The sequence below is a fragment of the Streptomyces sp. NPDC015032 genome (assembly GCF_043080425.1).
Classification (GTDB): domain Bacteria; phylum Actinomycetota; class Actinomycetes; order Streptomycetales; family Streptomycetaceae; genus Streptomyces.
The window spans coordinates 18309-39091 of record NZ_JBIBVN010000045.1 but is presented as its reverse complement, the minus strand read 5'-3'; the positions used below and the strand labels follow the sequence as shown (position 1 = coordinate 39091).

Annotated in this window: 14 protein-coding genes; 10 read left to right on the top strand and 4 right to left on the bottom strand. The window is 71.0% G+C overall.

Annotation, left to right across the window (positions count from 1 at the left end; translation table 11 throughout):
- Positions 1–19 precede the first annotated feature (19 nt).
- From ACF08M_RS36030 to ACF08M_RS36020, 3 genes are all read left to right on the top strand, one after another.
- Complete coding sequence (locus ACF08M_RS36030) at positions 20–1999, top strand: prolyl oligopeptidase family serine peptidase (protein ID WP_392189507.1); 1980 nt, start codon at positions 20–22, stop codon at positions 1997–1999.
- The gene (locus ACF08M_RS36025) at positions 1996–2940 is read left to right on the top strand and encodes an LD-carboxypeptidase (protein WP_392189506.1); all 945 of its coding nucleotides are present in this window, start codon (positions 1996–1998) and stop codon (positions 2938–2940) included. The genes ACF08M_RS36030 and ACF08M_RS36025 overlap by 4 nt, the downstream gene beginning before the upstream one ends.
- Before the next feature lie 467 nt (positions 2941–3407).
- Positions 3408–3998: a GNAT family N-acetyltransferase gene (locus ACF08M_RS36020; RefSeq protein ID WP_392189505.1), complete on the top strand. Its 591-nt coding sequence runs from the start codon at positions 3408–3410 to the stop codon at positions 3996–3998.
- Positions 3999–4049: 51 nt separating this feature from the next.
- On the opposite strand, the gene ACF08M_RS36015 is transcribed toward ACF08M_RS36020, so the two are convergent.
- Positions 4050–5408 (bottom strand): hypothetical protein, encoded by a 1359-nt coding sequence (locus ACF08M_RS36015; RefSeq protein WP_392189504.1) that lies wholly within the window; start codon positions 5406–5408, stop codon positions 4050–4052.
- 640 nt (positions 5409–6048) lie between these two features.
- On the opposite strand from ACF08M_RS36015, the gene asnB reads away from it, so the two are divergent.
- On the top strand, positions 6049–7896 hold the full coding sequence (gene asnB, locus ACF08M_RS36010) for an asparagine synthase (glutamine-hydrolyzing) (RefSeq protein WP_392189503.1): 1848 nt from the start codon (positions 6049–6051) through the stop codon (positions 7894–7896).
- A 226-nt stretch (positions 7897–8122) separates the two neighbouring features.
- On the opposite strand, the gene ACF08M_RS36005 is transcribed toward asnB, so the two are convergent.
- Positions 8123–9127, bottom strand: coding sequence for an ArsR/SmtB family transcription factor (locus ACF08M_RS36005; RefSeq protein ID WP_392189502.1), 1005 nt, complete (start codon positions 9125–9127; stop codon positions 8123–8125).
- 184 nt (positions 9128–9311) lie between these two features.
- Between ACF08M_RS36005 and ACF08M_RS36000 the strand changes: the two genes are divergently transcribed.
- The gene (locus ACF08M_RS36000) at positions 9312–11000 is read left to right on the top strand and encodes a helix-turn-helix domain-containing protein (RefSeq protein WP_392189501.1); all 1689 of its coding nucleotides are present in this window, start codon (positions 9312–9314) and stop codon (positions 10998–11000) included.
- Positions 11001–11065: 65 nt separating this feature from the next.
- On the opposite strand, the gene ACF08M_RS35995 is transcribed toward ACF08M_RS36000, so the two are convergent.
- Both ACF08M_RS35995 and ACF08M_RS35990 read right to left on the bottom strand, forming a co-directional pair.
- Positions 11066–11902 (bottom strand): alkaline phosphatase family protein, encoded by an 837-nt coding sequence (locus tag ACF08M_RS35995; protein WP_392189500.1) that lies wholly within the window; start codon positions 11900–11902, stop codon positions 11066–11068.
- 65 nt (positions 11903–11967) lie between these two features.
- Positions 11968–14094, bottom strand: coding sequence for an alpha-galactosidase (locus ACF08M_RS35990; RefSeq protein WP_392189499.1), 2127 nt, complete (start codon positions 14092–14094; stop codon positions 11968–11970).
- A gap of 178 nt (positions 14095–14272) precedes the next feature.
- On the opposite strand from ACF08M_RS35990, the gene ACF08M_RS35985 reads away from it, so the two are divergent.
- From ACF08M_RS35985 to ACF08M_RS35965, 5 genes are all read left to right on the top strand, one after another.
- On the top strand, positions 14273–15463 hold the full coding sequence (locus ACF08M_RS35985; RefSeq protein WP_392189498.1) for an ROK family protein: 1191 nt from the start codon (positions 14273–14275) through the stop codon (positions 15461–15463).
- Positions 15464–15603: 140 nt separating this feature from the next.
- Positions 15604–16887 carry an ABC transporter substrate-binding protein gene (locus tag ACF08M_RS35980; protein ID WP_392189497.1) on the top strand — a complete coding sequence of 428 codons (1284 nt, stop codon included), beginning with the start codon at positions 15604–15606 and terminating at the stop codon, positions 16885–16887.
- Positions 16884–17873, top strand: coding sequence for a carbohydrate ABC transporter permease (locus ACF08M_RS35975; RefSeq protein WP_392189496.1), 990 nt, complete (start codon positions 16884–16886; stop codon positions 17871–17873). Before ACF08M_RS35980 ends, ACF08M_RS35975 begins: the two co-directional genes overlap by 4 nt.
- A gap of 7 nt (positions 17874–17880) precedes the next feature.
- Positions 17881–18726 carry a carbohydrate ABC transporter permease gene (locus ACF08M_RS35970; RefSeq protein WP_392189495.1) on the top strand — a complete coding sequence of 282 codons (846 nt, stop codon included), beginning with the start codon at positions 17881–17883 and terminating at the stop codon, positions 18724–18726.
- A 68-nt stretch (positions 18727–18794) separates the two neighbouring features.
- The gene (locus tag ACF08M_RS35965; protein ID WP_392189494.1) at positions 18795–20735 is read left to right on the top strand and encodes a glycoside hydrolase family 5 protein; all 1941 of its coding nucleotides are present in this window, start codon (positions 18795–18797) and stop codon (positions 20733–20735) included.
- Positions 20736–20783 lie beyond the last annotated feature (48 nt).

Below are 20783 nucleotides of genomic sequence, written 5' to 3'. Positions count from 1 at the left end.
CGTACGGGGGGAATCGAACATGGCGCCCACAGGGGCCTACGGAACGTGGCCGTCGCCGGTCGGCGCGCGGCTGGCCGCCTCGCACGACGGCCGGCCGGAGTACGTCGGCGTCGTCGGCGACGAGGTGTGGTGGACGGAGCCGCGCCCGGCCGAGGCGGGCCGCCGCGCTCTGGTCCGCCACCGGGCGGACGGGACCAGCACCGAGGTGCTGCCCGCTCCGTGGAACGTGCGGAGCCGGGTCATCGAGTACGGCGGACAGCCCTGGGCCGGGGCCGCACGCACCGAGGGCGGACCGCTCGTCGTCTTCGTCGACTTCGCCGACCAGCGGCTGTACGCCCACGCTCCCGACGGGTCCGGCGAACCCCGGCCGCTCACCCCGGTCTCGCCGGTCGGCGGCGGGCTGCGCTGGGTCGACCCGCGGATCCACCTCGAACGGGGCGAAGTGTGGTGCGTGCTGGAGGAGTTCACCGGCGAGTCACCCACCGACCTGCGCCGGGTGATCGCCGCCGTCCCGCTGGACGGCTCGGCGGCCGAGGACCGCTCCGCGGTCCGTGAACTCACCGACGGCAGCCACCGATTCGTCACCGGGCCCAAGCTCTCGCCCGACGGACGGCGGGCGGCCTGGATCGCGTGGGACCATCCGCGCATGCCGTGGGACGGCACCGAGGTGATGCTCGCCGATGTCACCGAGGACGGTACGTTCCAGCACGCCCGGAGCTTCGGCGGCGGCCCCGAGGAATCCGTCCCGCAGATCGAATGGGACGCCGACGGACAGCTTCTCTTCGCCGGCGACCGCAGCGGCTGGTGGAACCTGTACCGTGCCGACCCGCACCGGGGCGCGGTCGCGCTCCGCCCCCGGGAGGAGGAGTTCGCCGGACCGCTCTGGAAGATCGGCCTCAGCTGGTTCCGGCCGCTGGAGAACGGTCTGATCGCCACCGTCCACGGCAAGGGCACCACCACGCTCGGCATCCTCGACCCGGCGACCGGTGAACTCGTCGACGCAGCCGGGCCCTGGACCGAATGGGCCGAGTCGCTGGACGTCCACGGCAGCCGGGTCTACGGCATCGCCGCGAGCCCGTACAGCGCGTACGAGGTCATCGAGCTGGACACCGCGACCGGCCGGACCCGGGTCATCGGCACCCCGCACGAGGACGCGGTCGACCCCGCGTACTATCCGCGGCCCGAGGAGCGCACCTTCACCGGGCCCGACGGCCGGGAGGTCCACGCTCACATCTACCCGCCCCGGAACCCCGCCCGGACCGGCCCCGACGGTGAACTGCCGCCCTACGTGGTCTGGGCGCACGGCGGCCCGACCGGCCACGCCGCACTCGTACTCGACCTGGAGATCGCCTACTTCACCTCGCGCGGCATCGGTGTCGCGGAGGTGAACTACGGCGGCTCCACCGGCTACGGCAGGAGCTACCGCAACCGGCTGCGCGAACAGTGGGGCGTCGTCGACGTCGAGGACTGCGCGGCCGTCGCCGAGGCGCTGGCCGCCGAGGGCACGGCGGACCGGCAGCGGCTCGCCATCCGGGGCGGCAGCGCCGGCGGCTGGACCACCGCGGCCTCGCTGACCGGCACCGATGTCTACGCCTGCGGCACGATCATCTATCCCATCCTCGATCTCACCGGCTGGGGCACGGACGAGACCCATGACTTCGAGTCCCAGTACCTGGAGTCCCTGGTGGGCCCGCTCGCCGAAGTCCCGGAACGCTACCGGGAACGGTCGCCGGTCAGCCGGACAGACCGGCTGACCACGCCCTTCCTCCTGCTCCAGGGGCTGGACGATCCGATCTGCCCGCCCGTCCAGTGCGAGCGGTTCCTGGCCGAGGTGGAGGGCCGCGGCATCCCGCACGCCTATCTGACCTTCGAGGGGGAGGGGCACGGGTTCCGGCGCGCCGATACGATGATCAGCGCCCTGGAGGCCGAACTCTCGCTGTACGGCCAGACGTTCGGCATCGACTGTCCCGACGTGCCGAGGCTGGAGCTGAAGCGATGACCCTCGCCCCCCTGACCCGCCCCGCCCGGCTGCGTCCCGGTGCCAGGATCGCCGTGGTGTCACCGAGCGGGCCCGTGCCCGCCGACCGCCTGGACGCGGGCCTCGACGTACTGCGCAGCTGGGGCCTCGAACCCGTCGAGGCACCCCATGTACGCGACGTCCACCCGGAGTTGGACTACCTCGCCGGTACGGACGAGGCGCGCGCCCGGGATCTCCAGGAGGCCTGGTGCGATCCGTCCGTCGACGCGGTGATCTGCGCACGTGGCGGGTACGGCGCGCACCGCATGGTCGACCTGGTCGACTGGGCGGCGATGCGCGCGGCCGGCCCCAAGGTGTTCGTCGGCTACAGCGACATCACCGTGCTCCACGAGGCATTCGCCCTGCGCATGGGGCTCGCGACGCTGCACGGCCCGATGGTGGGCACCGAGACCTTCCTCAAGGACCCGGACACCCAGGAGTCCCTGCGGGCCACCCTGTTCGAGCCCGAGACGGTGCGGAGCCTCGGCCTGCCCTCGGCGCGGGTGCTGGTCCCCGGCAGTGCCCGGGGCATCACCTACGGCGGCTGCGTGAGCCTGCTCGCCGCCGACCTCGGTACCCCGCACGCCCGGAGACCGGCCCGGGGCGGGCTGCTGGTGATCGAGGACACCACCGAGGACCCGTACAGCATCGACCGCATCCTCACCCAACTGCTCAGGGCCGGTGCGCTCGACGGGACAGCCGGGGTGGCCTGCGGTTCCTGGGCCGACTGCGGCCCGTACGAGAAGGTGCGGGCGGTCCTCGCCGACCGGCTCGGCCCGCTGGGCGTACCCGTCGTCGAGGAACTGGGCTTCGGGCACGGACCGACGGCGCTGACGATTCCGCTCGGCGTACCCGCCGTGCTGGACGCGCCGGCCGACGGCGGCCCCGCCACGCTCACGATCGAGGGGCCCGCACTGGTCTGAACCGGCCGAGTCGCGAAGAAGCTGAGCATCCTTCTCGTGCGGGCCGTCCGGGTGCTGGACCCGAAACCACGGCGATCCGTCGACCGGTGAGGTCGCGGTGGCCCGGGTGCCCCTGTCCCCGGCCGCGTCATGAACCGCAGTCCCCGACTGCTTCCGGGAGCTCCGGTGCCGACCGGCCACCGGACCGGACCGGCAGGCCCGGACGGCCTGCCGCACCGACACAGGAACGACGGCAACGCGGTGAGGCGCCGTGCCGGCCCCGCGAGCCCGGCGTGATCCGAATGAGAGCCCTAAGGGCTGTCCCGCAATCCCTGGCGGGCGCACGACGACAGCTACGGCACCTCGCCGCGTTGTCGGAACATCCGAATACATCCAGTATGCGGATGTTCCTCCGCCTTGCGATGCACCGTATTTGACGCCGCGCGCTGACCCACCAGGGATTACGGGACAGCCCTTAGGCTGGCCGGATGTCTGCAGTCGACTATCTGGCCGAGGGACGCCGTGTGGCGATCCGCGCCTACACTCCGGCGGACGCCGAAGAGTTCACCACCCGGGCAAGGGAGAGCCGGGGCGTGCACAGTCCCTGGCTCTTCCCGCCCGGGGACCCCCGCGCGTACGCCGTCTACGCGGGACGGCTGATCGACGATCCGACGAAGGCGGGGTTCCTGGTCTGCGAACGCGACCGCGACCGGGCCGGGAAGGCCGCCGAGAGCGGGGCCGGTGGCCCGATCGCGGGGTTCATCAACATCCACAACATCGTCCGGGGCGGGTTTCGCTGCGGCGCGCTCGGATACGGGGCCTTTGCCCACGCGAGGGGACGCGGTCTGATGAGCGAAGGGCTGGCACTCGTCCTGCGGTATGCCTTTGGGCCGCTCGGTTTGCACCGGCTCGAAGCCAACATCCAGCCCGGCAACGAGGGTTCGCTCGCCCTCGTCCGGCGGGCCGGATTCCGTCTCGAAGGGTTCTCGCCGGACTTCCTCTTCATCGACGGAGCCTGGCGCGACCACGAGCGGTGGGCGATCACGGCCGAGATGCCGGTCGGCCGGGTGAGCTCTTAGGGACGGCGGCCGCAGGACGGCAGCTCCTGGGCTCGTCCGCTTGGGCCTCTGTCACCCCGCCCCCGTCGCCCGGGCCGGTCCGGGCGGCCCGGCTCGGCAGTGGCCGGGTCTGGCGTACACCGTGATGCGCGCCTGCGTGACCGTGCGGTTCGCGCACTCCTCGAAGTACGCGTCGAGTGTGGCGCGTTTGACCGCCTCGCGCGCGTTCATGTCCAGCGGCTGGTCCTCCAGATCGCGCACGGTGACGAGGCGTGTGCTCGTCAGGATGCGCTTGCGGATCCGGTCCGGTGACAGTTCCCTGCCGAACAGTGTGTCGGACGCGGCCGGGGTCTGTTCCAGGGCGAGGTCGGACAGGGACCGGAAGGAGTCCGGCCGGGCCAGCGTCCACACGCGCCTGCGTGACGGCATGAACAGCAGTCCGTCCGCCGGCTCGGCGATGTCCTGCACCGCCTGCGCGATTGCGATCGCGTCGTTCTCGCGGCTCCCCGGCTTCCGTAACGCGGTGCTGACGGGGACGAGGGCGGCGAGCACGGCGAGCAGTGCCACAGCACATGTCACACGCTGCGCGGTACCGGCGTCGCGTGCCGACTGCCGGAGCCGGTCGAGCACCGATCCCGTCAGGAGCGCGAAGCCCATGGCGGAGGCCAGGACGTAACGGTCCACGTACAACGGATGCAGCGGGCTCGTGAGCATGAGCAGCACGGTGGGCAGGATCAGCAGCGGGAGTGCGAGACCGGGCAAGGTGACCGGTCCGCACACACGGCCGGGAACGCGGGCGAAGGCGACACCCAGCAGGGCGGTCGCGACGAAGCCGAGTACGTCCCCGGCCTCCGGCGCCGCGATCCAGTCCACCTGTGCGGACTGCGTGGCGCTGAAGGCGGCGAGCGGCAGGAGCCCGGTGAGTACGCCGCCCGCCGCGACGGTCCACGCCCGCGTCATCGGCCGGGCCGATCGCGCCCGGAAGACGGTCACACCGTGGGCCAGGAGCATCAGTACGGCGAACTCGTGGAGCAGACACGCCGTCAGTATCACCGCTCCGTACGTCGCCCAGCCGCGTACGTGACCCCCTGCCCGGCCCCGTCCACCCGGCCGGGACAGATTGCCCACCAGGAGACAACTGCCGCACGTGATCAGTGCGCAGACCAGGGCGTAGGACCGGCCCTCCTGCGCGTACCGCTGCACCGGCGGGAGCAGCGGGAAGACGAGGCCCGCCAGTAGCCCGGTCCAGGGGCCGTTGAGCCGTCGTCCGAGCCGCGCGATGCCGATCGCCGCTGCGGCGACCGCCAGTACCGAGGGCAGCCGAAGCGCCACGAGGCCGCCGTCCCAGAGGCCGAACACGCCCCGCATGATCAGGTAGTACAACCCGTGCACGACGTCGACATGGGCCAGGGTATGCCATAGCCGCGGCACGCTCCGATGCGCCATTGCGCAGGTGACCGCTTCGTCCCCCCACAGGCTGTCCTGTCGGCGGATCCCCCAGACCCCGACGAGGAGGGCCACCGGGCCGGGGGCCCACAGGGCGGCGCGGTGCGGGGCGCTCCGGGGCGGGAGAGATTGCTGGAGGTGTCCCGTTCGCGGATCGGCGGGGGCGGCGGGGTGCTGGATGAGAGCGATGACGTGCTCCGTTCGACGGGGGGTTCTCTCGCTCGGTCGATCGTCCGCCGTACTGAGGGGCTGTCCCCGCAGGTGGCGCCGATCACTTCGTTCGCGTTGCCCGACGCCGTTGCGTGGAGAACTGGCCCACCCCGGGTTGGGTAAGTCTTTGCCCGTGGCCGAATAGGGCTCCCCTCCCGGCCCAGGACCCTTCCCGCGCGGGCTGCGGAGCACGGTGGCCTCGTATAGGAAGGGGAAAGCGGCGGCCGAAAACATCGGGCGCCCGGCTCCGGCGATGGAACGACCGGGTTGACCGTACGCAAGCGCAGGCAGAGGCTCCTCATATAGCTGCTAGATACAACTGGTTCTGCCGGGCCTTCGTCTTCGGCGTGCCGTCCGAGGGACGGCACCGTGCCCACGGCCCTGTCCCGGCCGGGATCGATTTGGGAGGACGCGTATGTGTGGCATCGTCGGCTGGGTCTCCTTCGACCGCGATCTGAGGGCCGCCGCAGAGGTTGCGACGCTGGACGCGATGACGGAGACGATGGCCTGCCGGGGCCCGGACGACCGGGGGACCTGGACCGTCGAGCACGCGGGGCTCGGACACCGTCGGCTCGCGATCATCGACCTGCCCGGCGGACGCCAGCCCATGACCGTCTCCACACCCGAGGGGGAGGTCGCCCTCGTCTACTCCGGCGAGGCCTACAACTTCACCGAACTCCGCACCGAACTGACCGCCCGCGGGCACCGCTTCATCACCGATTCGGACACCGAGGTCGTGCTGCACGGCTATCTGGAGTGGGGCGAGTCCGTCGCCGAACGGCTCAACGGCATGTACGCCTTCGCGATCTGGGACAGCCGCCACGACAAGCTCGTCATGATCCGCGACCGGATGGGCGTCAAGCCGTTCTACTACTGGCCGACGGCCGACGGAGTGCTCTTCGGCTCGGAACCGAAGGCCATTCTCGCCAACCCGCTGGCCCCGCCCCGGGTGACCCTCGACGGGCTCCGGGAACTCTTCAGCCTCGTCAAGAGCCCCGGCCACGCGGTGTGGGACGGCATGTACGAGGTGGAGCCGGGATCGGTCGTCACCGTGGACCGGGACGGCCTGCGCCGACACGTCTACTGGCGGCTGGAGACCCGTCCGCACACCGATGACCGGGACACCTCGATCGCCACCGTACGGTCACTGCTCGACGACATCGTGCGCCGTCAGCTGATCTCGGACGTACCCCGCTGCATCCTGCTGTCCGGCGGCCTCGACTCCTCCGCGGTCACCTCGCTCGCCGCCCGGCAGCTCGCCGAGACCGGCGAGAAGGTCCGCACCTTCGCCGTCGACTTCGTCGGGCGGACCGAGAACTTCGTCGCCGACGAACTGCGCACCACCCCCGACACCCCCTTCGTGCACGACGTGGCCGAGCGGGCGGGCACCCTCCACCGCGACATCGTGCTCGACCCGGACGCCCTCGCCGACCCCGGCGTACGCGCCCGGATGATCCGGGCCCGGGACATCCCCATGGGGCTTGGTGACATGGACGCCTCGCTCTACCTGCTCTTCCGGGCCATCCGTGAGCACTCGACGGTGGCGCTGTCCGGCGAGTCGGCCGACGAGGTCTTCGGCGGCTACCTCCAGTTCTTCGACGAGGAGGCCCGCAGCGCCGACACCTTCCCCTGGCTGGTGCGGTTCGCCGAGCACTTCGGCGAGGACGCGGGCATGCTCCGCGACGACGTGAACCAGGCTCTGGGCCTGGAGAAGTACATTCACGACAGCTACGCATCAGCCGTGGCCGGCATCGAACGGCTCAGCGGCGAGAGCGACTTCGAGTACCGCATGCGCAGGATCTGCCACCTCCACCTGACCCGGTTCGTACGCGTCCTGCTCGACCGCAAGGACCGCGCGAGCATGGCGGTCGGCCTGGAGGTCCGGGTGCCGTTCTGCGACCACCGGCTCGTCGAGTACGTCTACAACACCCCCTGGGCCCTGAAGTCCTTCGACGGCAGGGAGAAGAGCCTGCTGCGCGAGGCCACCGCGGATCTGCTTCCCCGCTCGGTGTACGAACGGACCAAGAGCCCCTACCCGTCGACCCAGGACCCGAAGTACGCCGCCGCCCTCCGGGAACACGCCCGCGCCCTGCTCGCGCGCCCCGAGCACCGGGTCTTCGACCTCATCGACCGCGACCGGCTGCGACGGGTGGCGGAGGACGACGCACCGGGGATCACCTCGGCGTCCCGCCGCGGGCTGGAACGCACCCTGGACCTCGCGCTGTGGCTGGACATGTACGAGCCGGAGCTGGTTCTCGGCTGACCGGGCCGCCGAGGCCGGGGCGCGCGGCGGCAGCCAGGGGGCTCCTCCCACAAGTGCGGCGACCCGTCGGACTGCTGACCGTTCCCCTGCCGAGCTTGTGCGGGCCGCGGGACAGGGCGCCGAACGCCTGGCCGCCGGCGCCCCTCAGAGCCTGTCGGGTGACCTTCGATCGGGTAGCGTGCGTGCCAGGGCGTGGCCGCCCGATCAGAGGTCACCCGACAGGCTCTCAGGCCGTGACGGAGCGGGGCCGCCCGGCGGGAGGGGCGTCGAGCAGCGCCAGGCCCATGGGGGTCAGCGCATGCCGCACACAGTTGCGCTGCCGGCTGCTGGAGATCAGCCCGGCAGCGCGCAGTACGGACGCGTGCTCACTCGCCGAGGACAGTGAAACCCCTGCCCGTCGGGCCAGTTCGCTGGTCGTGCAGCTGCTGCCGAGGGACTCCAGCACGGCCGCCCGGGTATGCCCGAGAAGCCGGGCGAGGGTCTCCTGACGCGCGTGCCCCGGCGCGGTGAGCGACGTGGACAGCGGCTCCGGGATCCTTGCCGGGTAGACAAGGGTCGGCGGCAGCGAGGAGTCGGCCAGCGCGACCGGGGTCCGATGGCAGAAGTACGACGGGATCAGCAGCAGACCCCGGCCCCGCAGGCGGACTTCCTTGTCGACCGGATAGTCCGCCTCCAGCACCGGCGGCCGCCAGCGCAGGACGGGCCCGAAGGTCTTGAGCATCCCCTCGGTACCGTGGGTGCACTGGGTCCGGGCTCGCCAGGTCCGGTCGGAATCGACCTGGGTGCGCAGACGCGGCCACCACGTGCCGATGGCCGTGTGCTCGTAGGCGCGCAGCGCGGCCCCGAGCCTGCGGAGCGTGGCTGCCCCGCCTTCCGAGACATCACGCGCCCACGGGGTGAGCGGGCGGCTCGTCGCCAACCGGCCCATCTGGTCCCGGATACGGCTCCGGCGTGTCGACAACAGTGCGTCGAGCCCCGCCTCGAATCCCTCCGCGCTCTCGGCGGGGGTGAGGAAATCCGGGAAGTACCCGCGCGCGGGTACCAGCGGCAGGAGCAGCGGCAGCGGAGCCTTGCTGTGCCGCAGCACATGTTCCCGCCAGCCCGAGAGATTGGATTCAGGCCGTTCCTCGCGGAGCCTGTGCAGGCTCAGGACGCACTCCCAGAGCGGATCGGGACCGTCGGCCACTCGCGTACGTGGCAGGTCCCCGGCGGTGAAATGCAGGCGCAGCATGGTTCCCCCGTTGTGCCGGATGTGTGTGCACCCGAGAGCGTGGTGTGCGCGCCGGACCCGTGGCAAGAAGTAGCCGTGAGATGGGACAACGAGATGAAAAGGCAGCGATGACCTGCTGTCCTGCGGCAAGGTGGGACGGCGGCCGACTGTTCCGCACGAACGGGACGAGAAACTTGGGGGAGCGATGGGCGCGGCGGCCGGGGATTCGGAACTGGCCGAACTGCTGGAGGAGTTGAAGCGGCGCAGTGGACGGAGTTATGCGGCGCTGGCACACCGCACGGGTCTGAGCCGGTCCACCGTGCACCGCTACTGTCAGGGCTCCACCGTGCCGCCCAGCTTCGGCGCGGTGGAACAGGTGGCCAGGGCCTGCGGAGCCGGTGCGGCGGAGCTGAACGGGCTGTACAGCGCCTGGCAGCGGGCGAACTTCGGGGAGGCTCCCGAGGAGAGTGGGACAGCCGGGGAGGCGGCGCCGCCGGGGGAGACGGAGAAGGAGACCGGGGCGGCGCCCACCGGCTTCGCGACACCGTGGTACAGGTACGTCGGTTTGCGGACGCTGGCTCTGTTCCTGGCCTTCGTCGTCGTCTCCGTGGTCGGTGCGGTCTCGTACGACAGCAGTGGGGGAAGCCGCGGCAGCCCGGTGCGCAGCGGGCCCGGCGGCGGTCCCGACGACCGGCAGCGGATCGACGGCCCGGCCTGGGCGCTGTCACCGCGCCGCATTCCCCAGGAGTTCTACGGTCTGACGCTCAACACCGACACGGGAAACATGCCCGGATTCCGCGCGGGATCCGTGCGGCTGTGGGAGAGCGGCACCCGCTGGGGCAGCATCGAGCGCCGCCCGGGCCACTATGACTGGACCACGCTGCAGCGCATGGTCGACGCGGCCGGGAGGAAGCGGCTGCCCGTGCTGTTCACCATCGCGGGCACCCCGCTGTGGGCCGCCGAGGACGGGCGCAGGTCCGCATACAGCGACTCGCTCGCTTCGCCCCCGGACGACCTGGCCGTCTGGGACCGCTTCGTCGAGAAGCTCGCCACGCGCTATCGCGGCCGTATCGAGGCGTACGAGCTGTGGGACTACCCGAGCCACCGGCTGCACTACGCCGGAACCATCCGGACCCTTGCGGAAATGGTTGAGCGTGCGGCCCGGATCATCCGCCGGGTTGATCCGGAAGCCACGGTCGTCTGCCCGTCCTTCGGGGATCTCAGGCAGCAGCGCGGCGAGCGGCTGCTGCGGGAGTTCGCACGTACGGGCGCCTACGAGGTGTGTGATGCGGCGGCGCTGAAGATGCCGCCGCGCAAGGCCGATGGGCCCCCCGAGGAGATCATCGATCTCGCCGAGAGCGTGCAGCGCACGCTCTTCGAGGAGGAACAGTCCGATGTCGCGCTGTGGAACACGGGCCCCGACAGAAGCGTCGCCGTGACCGGGCCGCTCAGCGCCCGGCGCGCCCGCGACTACGCCGTGCGCTTCTACCTGGCCGGGCTCTACGCCCGGAACTTCGGCATCCGGCGGATGTACTTCTACAGCTGGGGCAGCTCGACGGTGCCCCTCGTCGTGCAGCCGGTGGGAGGCCCTCCGACCGAGGCGGGACGCCGCATCGCACGGCTCCAGCGGTGGCTGGACGGTGCCCGGATCGTGTCCTGCGGCCACGGAGCCCGGATGGGCCTCGCGCAGAGTGCGTACACCTGCCGCTTCGAGCGGGACGGCGCGGAGCTGTCCGTGTACTGGACCACGGACGGGCGGGCCGAGGTGTCCCTGCCCGACGGCGCGGGCGCGTACCGGCTGAATCGTATGGACGGCAGTACGGGCAGCGCCCGCGGCGGCGCCCGGATCGGCTTCGGCGAGGAGCCGTTGCTCGTGGAGCGCCGCGCGGTGTGAGGCGGTCAGGGTTCCGTTCCGTCATGCGGAGAGATTTCGGTGTGCACGGAAGCCCTGCGCCCGGCTCATCCGGTGAACGGGGTCCCGTCCAGCGTCCAGTGGAGGTCGGGGGTGATGCCGAGGGCGGTGTAGACGTGAGCGGCGACATCGGCGTGGTGGAGGGTCGATGGAGTCCTGCCCGGGGACAGACCAGGACCGCACGCGGCGATCCAGGCCGTGCGCTCCAGCGGGCTGCGTCCCCCATGGCCTCCTTCATCGCGGTGGCCGTGGTCCGTCACCACGATGACCGTCCACTGTTCGTGCTGCGGACGCTGCCGTACGGAGGCGAGGAGCCGGCCGAGGCGCCGGTCAGCGGCTTCGATCGAGCGGCGGTACTCCTCCCCGCAGCCGAGGAAGTGTGCGGTCTCGTCGACGGCGCCCAGGTAGACGAAGCCGGCGTGGAGTTCCTCGTCCAGGCTCAGGAGGTGTTCCGCCTCGATACTCACCCGGTCGTCCGCTTCCTCCCATCCCTCGGGCGTGTCCGCGCGCGGAGCGACGTAGCCGAGCCGGGTGGGGGCGACGAAGAGCGGGCCGCCCTGCTGGGCGAGGAAGAGCGGCGCCCAGCCGCCGACGGCGAAGGTCCGCCGTCCGCAGTCGGCCGCGAGGCGGGTCGTGAAGTCGGGGAAGACGTCGAGGCGGTTGCCGTCCAGGCGGTTGGCCCACACTCCGTGCTTGGCGACCCCGACGCCGGTGACGACGGTGGTCCAGCACGGGCCGGACATCGTGGGGGTGACGGCGTCCACTTCGACGGGTGCAAGGAAGCCCGCACGGGCTATCCCGTCGAGGTGAGGGGTGTCGAGTTCGGGGAGCAGGTCGAGGCGTACGCCGTCGATGCCGACCACCAGTACGCGGGCGGTGTCCATGGGAGGTCCAGAGGTGTCGTGGGCGGGAGGGGAACGTACGCCCGGCAGGGGCCCGGGCCCGGGACTCAGGGCCCGACGCGGTGCAGGCGGATCAGGCTGCTGGCGTAGTCGCCGTCCGGGAGGCGCGGATCGATGCCCCGGTCGACCAGGACGGCCCCGCTGTACTCCCGCTTCAGGTCCGGGTCCAGGTAGCGCGCCCCGGGGTCGAGCGCGGGCAGCCGGATCGGGGCGGGGCGGTGGCCGAACCGGGTGGTGGGGCGCCAGACGAGGAGCACGTGCTCGCTGTCGTCGGGGGCCGCGTAGTGGACGGCGGTCACCGGCCCGGGCGGGACGACGCGGTGCTGGATGCCCCGCTGCACGAGCGGACGGATCCGCTTGTAGCAGGTGACGAGTTCGGCGGCCTGTGCACGTTCCTCCTCGGACCAGGACGTCAGGTCTCCGCCGATCCCCAGCACCCCGGCCATGGCGACGTGGAAGCGGAAACGCAGCGGGGTGCGCCGGCCGGTGGCGGTGTTGGGGCTGTCGGTGACCCATGCGGCCATGGTCTGGGCGGGGAAGAGCTGGGAGAAGCCGTGCTGGATGCCGATCCGGTCGAGCGGATCGGTGTTGTCCGAGGTCCAGGCCTGGTCGGTACGGGCGAGCATGCCGAGGTCGACGCGGCCGCCGCCGCCCGCGCACGCCTCGATGCGCAGGCCGGGGTGGTCGGCGCGGAGCCGGTCCATGATCCGGTGGACGGCCCGGGTGTGGTCGATCCACAGCCGGTCCGGGTCGGGGGGGCCGTCCCAGCCGACGTCGGTGAAAGGCCGGTTGGCGTCCCACTTGAGCCAGTCGACGTCGTGCTCACGGACCAGGCGGTCGAGGGTCCCGTGGGCCCAGGTCTCGACCTCGGGCCGGGCGAAGTTCAGCATCAGCTGGTTGCGGAGTTCGGTGGCGTCTAGGTGGGGGGAGTGGACGACCCAGTCCGGGTGGGTGCGGTACAACTCGCTGTCCCGGTTCACCATTTCCGGCTCCACCCAGAGTCCGAACTCCATGCCGAGGCGGTGCACCTCGTCGGCGAGCGGACGCAGTCCGCGGGGGAACGCCTCGGGGCGCGGCGTCCAGTCGCCGAGCCCGGACCGGTCGTCGCGGCGGGTGCCGAACCAGCCGTCGTCCAGGACGAAGAGTTCCGCGCCGAGCCGGGCGGCCACGTGCGCGAGGCGGATCTGACCGGGCTCGTCGACGTCGAAGCCGGTGGCCTCCCACGAGTTGTAGAGGACCGGCCGGTCCCGCTCGGGCTCCGGCAGCACGTGCTGGCGTACGTGGGCCTGCCAGGCGCGACTGGCCCCGCCGAACCCGCGCGGGGTGTAGAGGCCCGCGTACACCGGTGTGCGAAGGCTTTCACCGGCCCGCAGGGTCCAGCCGATCCCCTCGTGGCCGAAGCCACCGGTCCAGGTGGTGCGGCCGACCGGATCGCGGTGGACCGTGACGCGCCAGCTCCCGCTCCAGGCGAGCGCGGTGCTCCACACCTCGCCTCGTTCCTCGCCCGCGGTGCCGTCGTCGACGGCCAGCCAGGGGCTCGCGTGGTGGCCGGTCAGTCCCCGACGGCTCGTCAACACCGTCTCGGCGACAGGCAGTCGGTCGCGCTGGAGCTGGAACTCGCTGTTCCAGCCGCCCACCAGATGGCTGAGCCGGTAGTCGGTCAGTGGGGGAGCGGTCCAGGAGGCCGAGTCGAGCCGGTCGACGGTGAGGGGACCGTCCGGGCCGTCCCCGGCTTCGAGGTGGGTCAGTTCCGTCCAGCGCTCGATGACGTCGGTGCCGGGCCGGACGCGGTAGCACAGTTCCGCCCGCAGGGGGCGGCGGCGGTCCTCCAGGCGCAGCCGCAGTTCGCCGCCGTCGACCGTGTGGCTCACGAAGCGCCACTGGGCGCCGCGGGTGCCGTCGGCGAAGCGGACCTGAAGGCCGGCCGGTCCGAAGCGCGCCCCGGTCTGCGGCGCGAGTTCGTCCGCGGCGGCGTCGGCCTCGAAGCTGCTCGCGGCGGGGGAGGCCGCCTCCGGCAGCGCGGCCAGGGCGTCGGTGCCGAGCGGCGCGCCCCAGTACACATGCCGGGGGCTGCCGTCGGGGGCGATGCGGAGCGCGTACACGCTGTTCGGTGTGCGCAGGACCGCGAGGCCGAGGTCGGAAGCGAAGGTGACGAGCGGGAGCGTGGCGAGCACGGACGGATCCCCTGACGTGCGGAGAGGAACAGAGCGGTATCCAGGGCGACATGGCCGGAGCGTGGCCGATGTAGCGATCCGTTGCCGGAGGGGGAACGGAAGAGGGCCCGAGCGTAGGGCAGCCCCAACTCCCAAATCAATACTGGAAGAAGTTATTTATTTGCTCTACATTGCCTCCGTGTTTCGACATCCATCCCAGCCCCTGGTCAGTGCCCCGGCCGAGACCGCGGTCCTCGCACTGCTCCTTGCGGAAGGCCCGCTCAGCAGAGTGGAACTGGCACGGCGCACGGGGCTCTCCTCGACCGCCGTCACCAAGGCGGCCCGACCCCTCATCGACGACGGCTACCTGTACGAACTGCCGCCGGAGCGCACCGCACCGGGCGCCGGCCGGCCGGTCTACCCGCTCGCGGTCGCTCCCGCCCGGGAGTTCTTCATCGGACTGAAGATCAGCGCCGACGAACTCTTCGGCGCCGTCTGCGACCTGCGGGCCGGCATCCGGGCCACGGCGGCCCGGCCCCTCGGTGTGTGCGCGCCGGAGGCCGTCGCCGTCCTGGTCGCAGAGCTTGTCGACGAACTCCTCGACGCCGACCCCGAGTTCCGGGACCGTACGCGCTACCTCGGTGTCGCGGTGAACGGCGACGTGGACCGCGACAGCGGACGGCTCCGCCACTCCGGCCTCCTCGGCTGGCGGGACGTCCCGCTGGCCGAACTGCTCGCCGCCGCCACCGGCCTGACGGTCACCGTCGAGAACGACGTCAGGGCCCTCACCGTCGCAGAACACTGGTTCGGCGAAGGCATCGGAACCGGCTACTTCGCCCTGGTCACCATCGGATCGGGCATCGGTTCCGCCCTCGTCGTCAACGGGCATCTGTTACGCGGGGCCCACGGCGTCGCGGGCGAGGTCGGACACCTCTGTGTCGACCCGACCGGACCGCGCTGCCGCTGCGGTGCGCGCGGCTGCGTCGAGGCGATCGGCTCGACCGACGCCATCCTCGCAGTGGTCCGTCAGGCCGCCGCAAACCCGCGCCTCACGTTCCACGAGGTCGTCGAGATGGCCCGCGAGGGCCGTCCCGAAGCCCGCGATGCCTTCGCCAGGGCCGGACGGGCCATCGGGGTCGGTATCGCCGCACTGGTCAACCTCGTGGGTCCGGAACGGGTCGTCGTCAGCGGCGAAGGAGTTGACGCATATGACCTGTTCAGCCGCCACATTCAGGAGGCGTACGCCGCGCACGCCTTCGGAGCGGCGTCCCAGTGCCCGCTGTCGCTGCGCCCGCTGCCCTGGGAGGAGTGGGCGCGCGGGGGAGCCGCCGTGGCCATCCAGGCCCTCTTCCCCCAGCCCGCGGCCACCTCCGTGATCGGTGCCGGCTGACCGACGGGTCAGTCCGCCGCCCCCGCAGCCGTCGCGTACGACTCCCTGACCGCCGCCCTCCTCCGCCGGCAAGCACTGACGAAGACGTCGGCCAGGGAACACATCTGCCCCGCACTCCCCCTCACAGAAGGACATGCGACATGAGCACACGCATATCCGAGCTTAGCCGACGCGGATTCCTCACCGGATCGTTGCTCGTCGCGGCCGGAACGGTCCTCACGACCGCCTGCAGTACCGACCCCACCGGCGGCTCCTCCTCCGGCGCCAAGACCACCCTCAACGTCTGGTACCACGCCTACGGCGAGGCCGGCGCCCAGCAGGCGGTGCTCCGCTACGCCACTGCCTTCACCAAGGCCAACCCCGATATCGCCGTGAAGGTGACCTGGGTTCCCGGCGACTACTCGGGCAAGCTCAACGCCACCCTGCTGACCGAGGGGGCCCCCGATGTCTTCGAGACCGGCGACTTCAGCGAGCGGTTCGCCCGCGGCGGCCAGATCGCCGCCCTCGACGACGTGTACGGCAGCGCCAGGAGCGGCTTCAACACCAATGCCCTCGACTCGGTCACCGTCGACGGCAAGCCCTACGGCGTCAAGATGATCGACGACGTCATCATGCTCTACTACCGCAAGAGCGCCCTGTCCAAGGCCGGGATCACCCCGCCCACCACCTTCGACGGACTCGCTGCCGCCGCGAAGGCCCTGACCACGAAGAAGAGCAAGGGCCTGTTCGTGGGCAACGACGGCATCGGCGACTCCGCGAGCAACGCCGTCTGGTCCAACGGCGGCGACCTCGTGACCCCCGACGGCAAGGTGGCGTTCGGATCGGACCGGGCACTGGAGGCGCTCACCGCCCTGAAGCGCCTGCACGATGACAAGTCGCTGCTGCTCGGCTTCACCACCGACTGGTGGGACCCCTCCGCCTTCACCCAGGGCGTCGTGCCGATGCAGTGGTGCGGCCTGTGGGCGATGCCCGCCATCCAGTCCGCGCTCGGCGACGACTTCGGCGTCCTGCCGTGGCCCGCCTTCAAGGCCGGCGGCACCCCCGTCGTGCGGGTCGGCGGCTGGACCAGCTGCGTCAACGCCAAGGGCCGGAACGTGGCCGCGGCGAAGAAGTTCGTCCAGTGGCTCTGGGTGCAGCAATCCGGCCTGCAGAAGGACTTCGCCGAGAGCTACGGCCTGCATGTGCCGCCGCGCACCTCCGTGGCGGCATCCGCCAAGAAGCTCTCCACCGGCGCTGCGAAGGAGACCGTGTCGCTGGCGCAGAAGTACGGGAAGTACAACCCCGGCACCTGGGACACGGCGGTGAGCAGCACGTTCAACGCGGCCGCGATGAAGATCGCCGGCGGACAGGGCGATCCGGCCACCCTGCTCGCCGACGCGGTGAAGAAGGCCCAGGGCCAGATCGACAAGCAGCTCGGCCGATGAACCCGGCCACCGACATCACGCTCGAGCCCGAGCGTGCCGGGCGCCCCGTACCCACCCCACGGGGCGCCGCCCGGACCGGTCGACCACGTCCCGGCCGGTCCGGCTGGTTCGCGTTCGTCCTGCTGACCGGGCCGATGCTGATCGGCCTCGGCCTCTTCAAGTACGTCGCGATCGGCTGGAGCTTCCTGCTCAGCCTCAGCGACGCGCGCGGCACCATCGCCCTCGGCCACTGGGTCGGACTCGACAACTACCGGACGCTCCTGGCCGACCAGACCTTCCGCGGCTCGCTGGGCCAGATCCTGCTCTTCACCGCCTTCATCGTGCCGGTCACCTTCGCCGCCTCCCTCGGTCTCGCGCTGCTCGTGCACCGGATCAGGCGCGGCCGGGCCCTGTTCCGTACCGCCTTCCTCATCCCGGCCGCCGTCTCGTACGTCGCAGCCTCCCTGCTGTGGAAGATGTGCCTGTTCAACGGCCTGCCGACAGGCATCGCCAACATGATCGGCGGGTGGTTCGGCGCGGAGCCGACCGCCTGGCTGCAGTCCACCTCGCCACCGCTGTACTGGGTCGTCCTCGTCACGCTGCGCCTGTGGCTCCAGGTCGGCTTCTACATGGTGCTCTTCCTGGCCGGCCTCCAGGCCATCCCCAAGGAGCTCTACGAGGCCGCCGCGCTCGACGGCGCCACCGGCCGACGGCTCCTGACCGGGATCACCCTGCCCATGCTGCGCAACACCGCCGTCGCCGTGCTGATGCTGCTGTTCATCGCCGCGTTCCAGGCCTTCGACGAGTTCTACAACCTGTTCAACAGCGGGCTCTCCGGCACCGGAACCGCACCCGTACAGACCCCGCTGGTCCACCTCTACAACACCGCCATGGGGAGCCAGAACTACGGCCTCGGCTCCGCCGGAGCCTTCGTGCTCACCGCCCTCATTGTCGGGGTGACCCTGCTCCAGGGACGGTTCACCGGATTCGGCAGGAGAGGAGAATGAGAACCGCATGATCACCCTGCCCGGACTGTCCCGAGCCGCTCGCCTCCTCTTTCGCGGCCTGCTCGTAGGCCTGTTGACCACGGCCTTCCTGACACCCTTCTACCTGATGCTCCGCAACTCCCTCATGGGCTCCCAGGGCTTGACGGCGCCGGAGTGGACATGGTGGCCCTCGACCATGCACTTCGAGAACTTCACCGCCCTGTTCGACGATCCCGCCGTCTCCATGGGCCCGGCTCTCGGCAACTCCCTGCTGATCGCTGCCATCACCGCACCCGTCTCCACGCTCCTGGCCTCGGCCGCCGGTTACGCCCTTGCCAGGATCCCGGTCCCCGGACGCGGAGTGCTGCTCGCCCTGGTCGTGGCCACACTGATGATCCCCGGCTCGGTCACCTTCGTGCCGACGTTCGTCGTCGTCGGCTCCATGGGGGGCGTCAACACGCTCTGGGGCATCATCGTTCCCGGTTTGTTCAATCCGTTCGCGGTCCTGCTGTTCCGTAACTTCTACCTGCAGTTCCCGAGCGAGATCGAGGACGCCGGACGGCTCGACGGCCTCGGCTGGCTCGGCCTGTACCGCCGGATCGCCCTGCCGAGTTCCGGAGCGATGCTGGCCTCGCTCGGGGCGCTGTCCTTCATCGACAGCTGGAACGCCTTCCTGTGGCCACTGGTCATCGGTCAGGACCCCTCCTCCTGGACCGCGCAGATCGCGCTGTCCACCTTCCTCACCTCTCAGACCATCAACCTCCCCGGCCTGTTCGCCGGCGCCGTCGTCACCATCACACCCCTGGTCGTCATGTTCCTCGTCGCCCAGCGGTACATCGTCGAAGGCATCGCCACCAGCGGCCTCAAGGGCTGACCCACCCCACCATCCCGCACCACGCACAAGGCAGGCACACACACCCCCCACCCGCAAGGAGCTTCCCCGTGAAACCTCGCATCACCCTGCTCCGACGCGCGACCGCGGCCCTCGCCACGTCGTCCGCGCTCCTCCTCTGCACCCTCACCCCCACCGCCGCCGCGGCGGACACGGGAACGGCACCGCCGCCCCCGGCCCTCACCGGCGCGCAGCTCGCCGCCTCATGGACCGCCCCACTGTCCACCCGGGACCGGTACGTCGTCGACGCCGAGGGCGACCGGTTCAAGCTCAAGTCCGGAAACTGGGCCGGCGCCCAGGGCACCTGGCAGGGCAGCGGCGATGTCGGCGACGTCGCCAACCACCAGGCGAGGCAGATGTCGCACAACATCCCGCTCGGCCTGGACCGGAAGCCGATGTCCCAGATCCTGGCCGACTTCCACGCCCTGGGCCTGAACAGCATCCGGCTGCCGTTCGCCAACGCACTCATCCACGACACGAACGCCGTCCCGGACTCGGCCGTCACCGCCAACCCGCAGCTCAAGGGCAAGACCCCGTTGCAGGTGCTCGATGCCGTCGTCGGAGCCCTGACCGCGGACGGTTTCGCCGTCATCCTCAACAACCACACCACCAGCTACCGCTTCTGCTGCGGCCTGGACGGCAACGAGCGCTGGAACAGCGGCCAGTCGACCCAGCAGTGGATCGACGACTGGGTGTTCCTGACGAAGCGCTACCAGGCCGACAAGCGGGTCGTCGGAGCCGACCTGCGCAACGAGGTCCGCCGCGACACCTGGAACGACGCCAACTGGGGATGGGGCAACGATCACGACCTCAACAAGGCCCTGGAAGAAGCCGGCAACAAGATCCTGCAGGCCAACCCGGACATGCTCGTCATCATGGAGGGCATCAACTGGCAGGGCATACCGACCGACCTGACCCCCCACAGCCGCCCGACACTCACCCCGGTCGCCACCCTGTCCAACACCCTGATCCGCTCCGACAAACTCGTCTACGCGGCCCACTTCTACGGCTACACCGGCCCGAACCACACCGGCGCCACCGGCACGGGCGAGACGCACGACCCGCGCTACGAGGAACTCACCCCCGCACAGCTCGCCCAGGTCGTCGACGACCAGGCCCTGTTCGTCACCCGGTCCGGCCAGCACTTCACCGCACCCGTGTGGATCAGCGAGTTCGGCGCCGCCGGCCGCGGCGACACCGACGCCAAGGAACGCGCCTGGTTCGCCAACTTCACCGACATCCTGGTGAAGAACGACACCGACTTCGCCATCTGGCCCCTGGTCGGCTGGACCGACACGAACGGCACGCCGCAGGACAACTGGGCCATGGTCAACTACAGCGCCGACGGCACACGGCTCGGTGTCATGGACACCGGCGACTGGCGCGCCACCGACTGGAACAAGCTCGTCAACACCCCCGGCAAAACCGGCCGGATCGCCCCGGCCCCGCGCTGGAACATGCTCAACCTGGACTATGCCGACTACAACGTCTCCGCCACCATGCTGGCGAAGCCGGACTGGTCGCCCGGCAACCGCAAGGGCAACTGCCCCGACACCCAGCGCCTGGCCGGCCTCGGCCGCAGCGACAGCCGCGGCCTGTGCACCGACGCCGGCCAGCCGGCCAAGGGAAGCGGAGCCTGGACCGTCGTCACCGACGAACGGTACGTCACCGGGGGAGACTGGGCGAGCGGCTACAACAAGCTCCAGTGCCCCGACCGGACCTTCGCCGTCGGCTACAGCGTGAAGGGCAATGCGATGGCCGCCCTTCTCTGCGCCCCCGCGACAGCCTCCCTGCCCACCTCCGGCCGCGTGCTCTGGTTCGACCAGGGTGACAACAGGCCCGCCACCGGAGGCTCGAACGCCAGCGACTGGGCACCCGGCCACTACAAGGGCCAGTGCGCCGACAACGAGTACCTCGCCGGCGTCGCCCACACCTGGAAGTGGAACCACGGCGGCGTTCCCGACGCCCTGCTCTGCCGTCCGCTCGCCTGAGAACCTGCCGGGTGACCTCTGATCGGGTGTGGCCGCCCGATCAGAGGT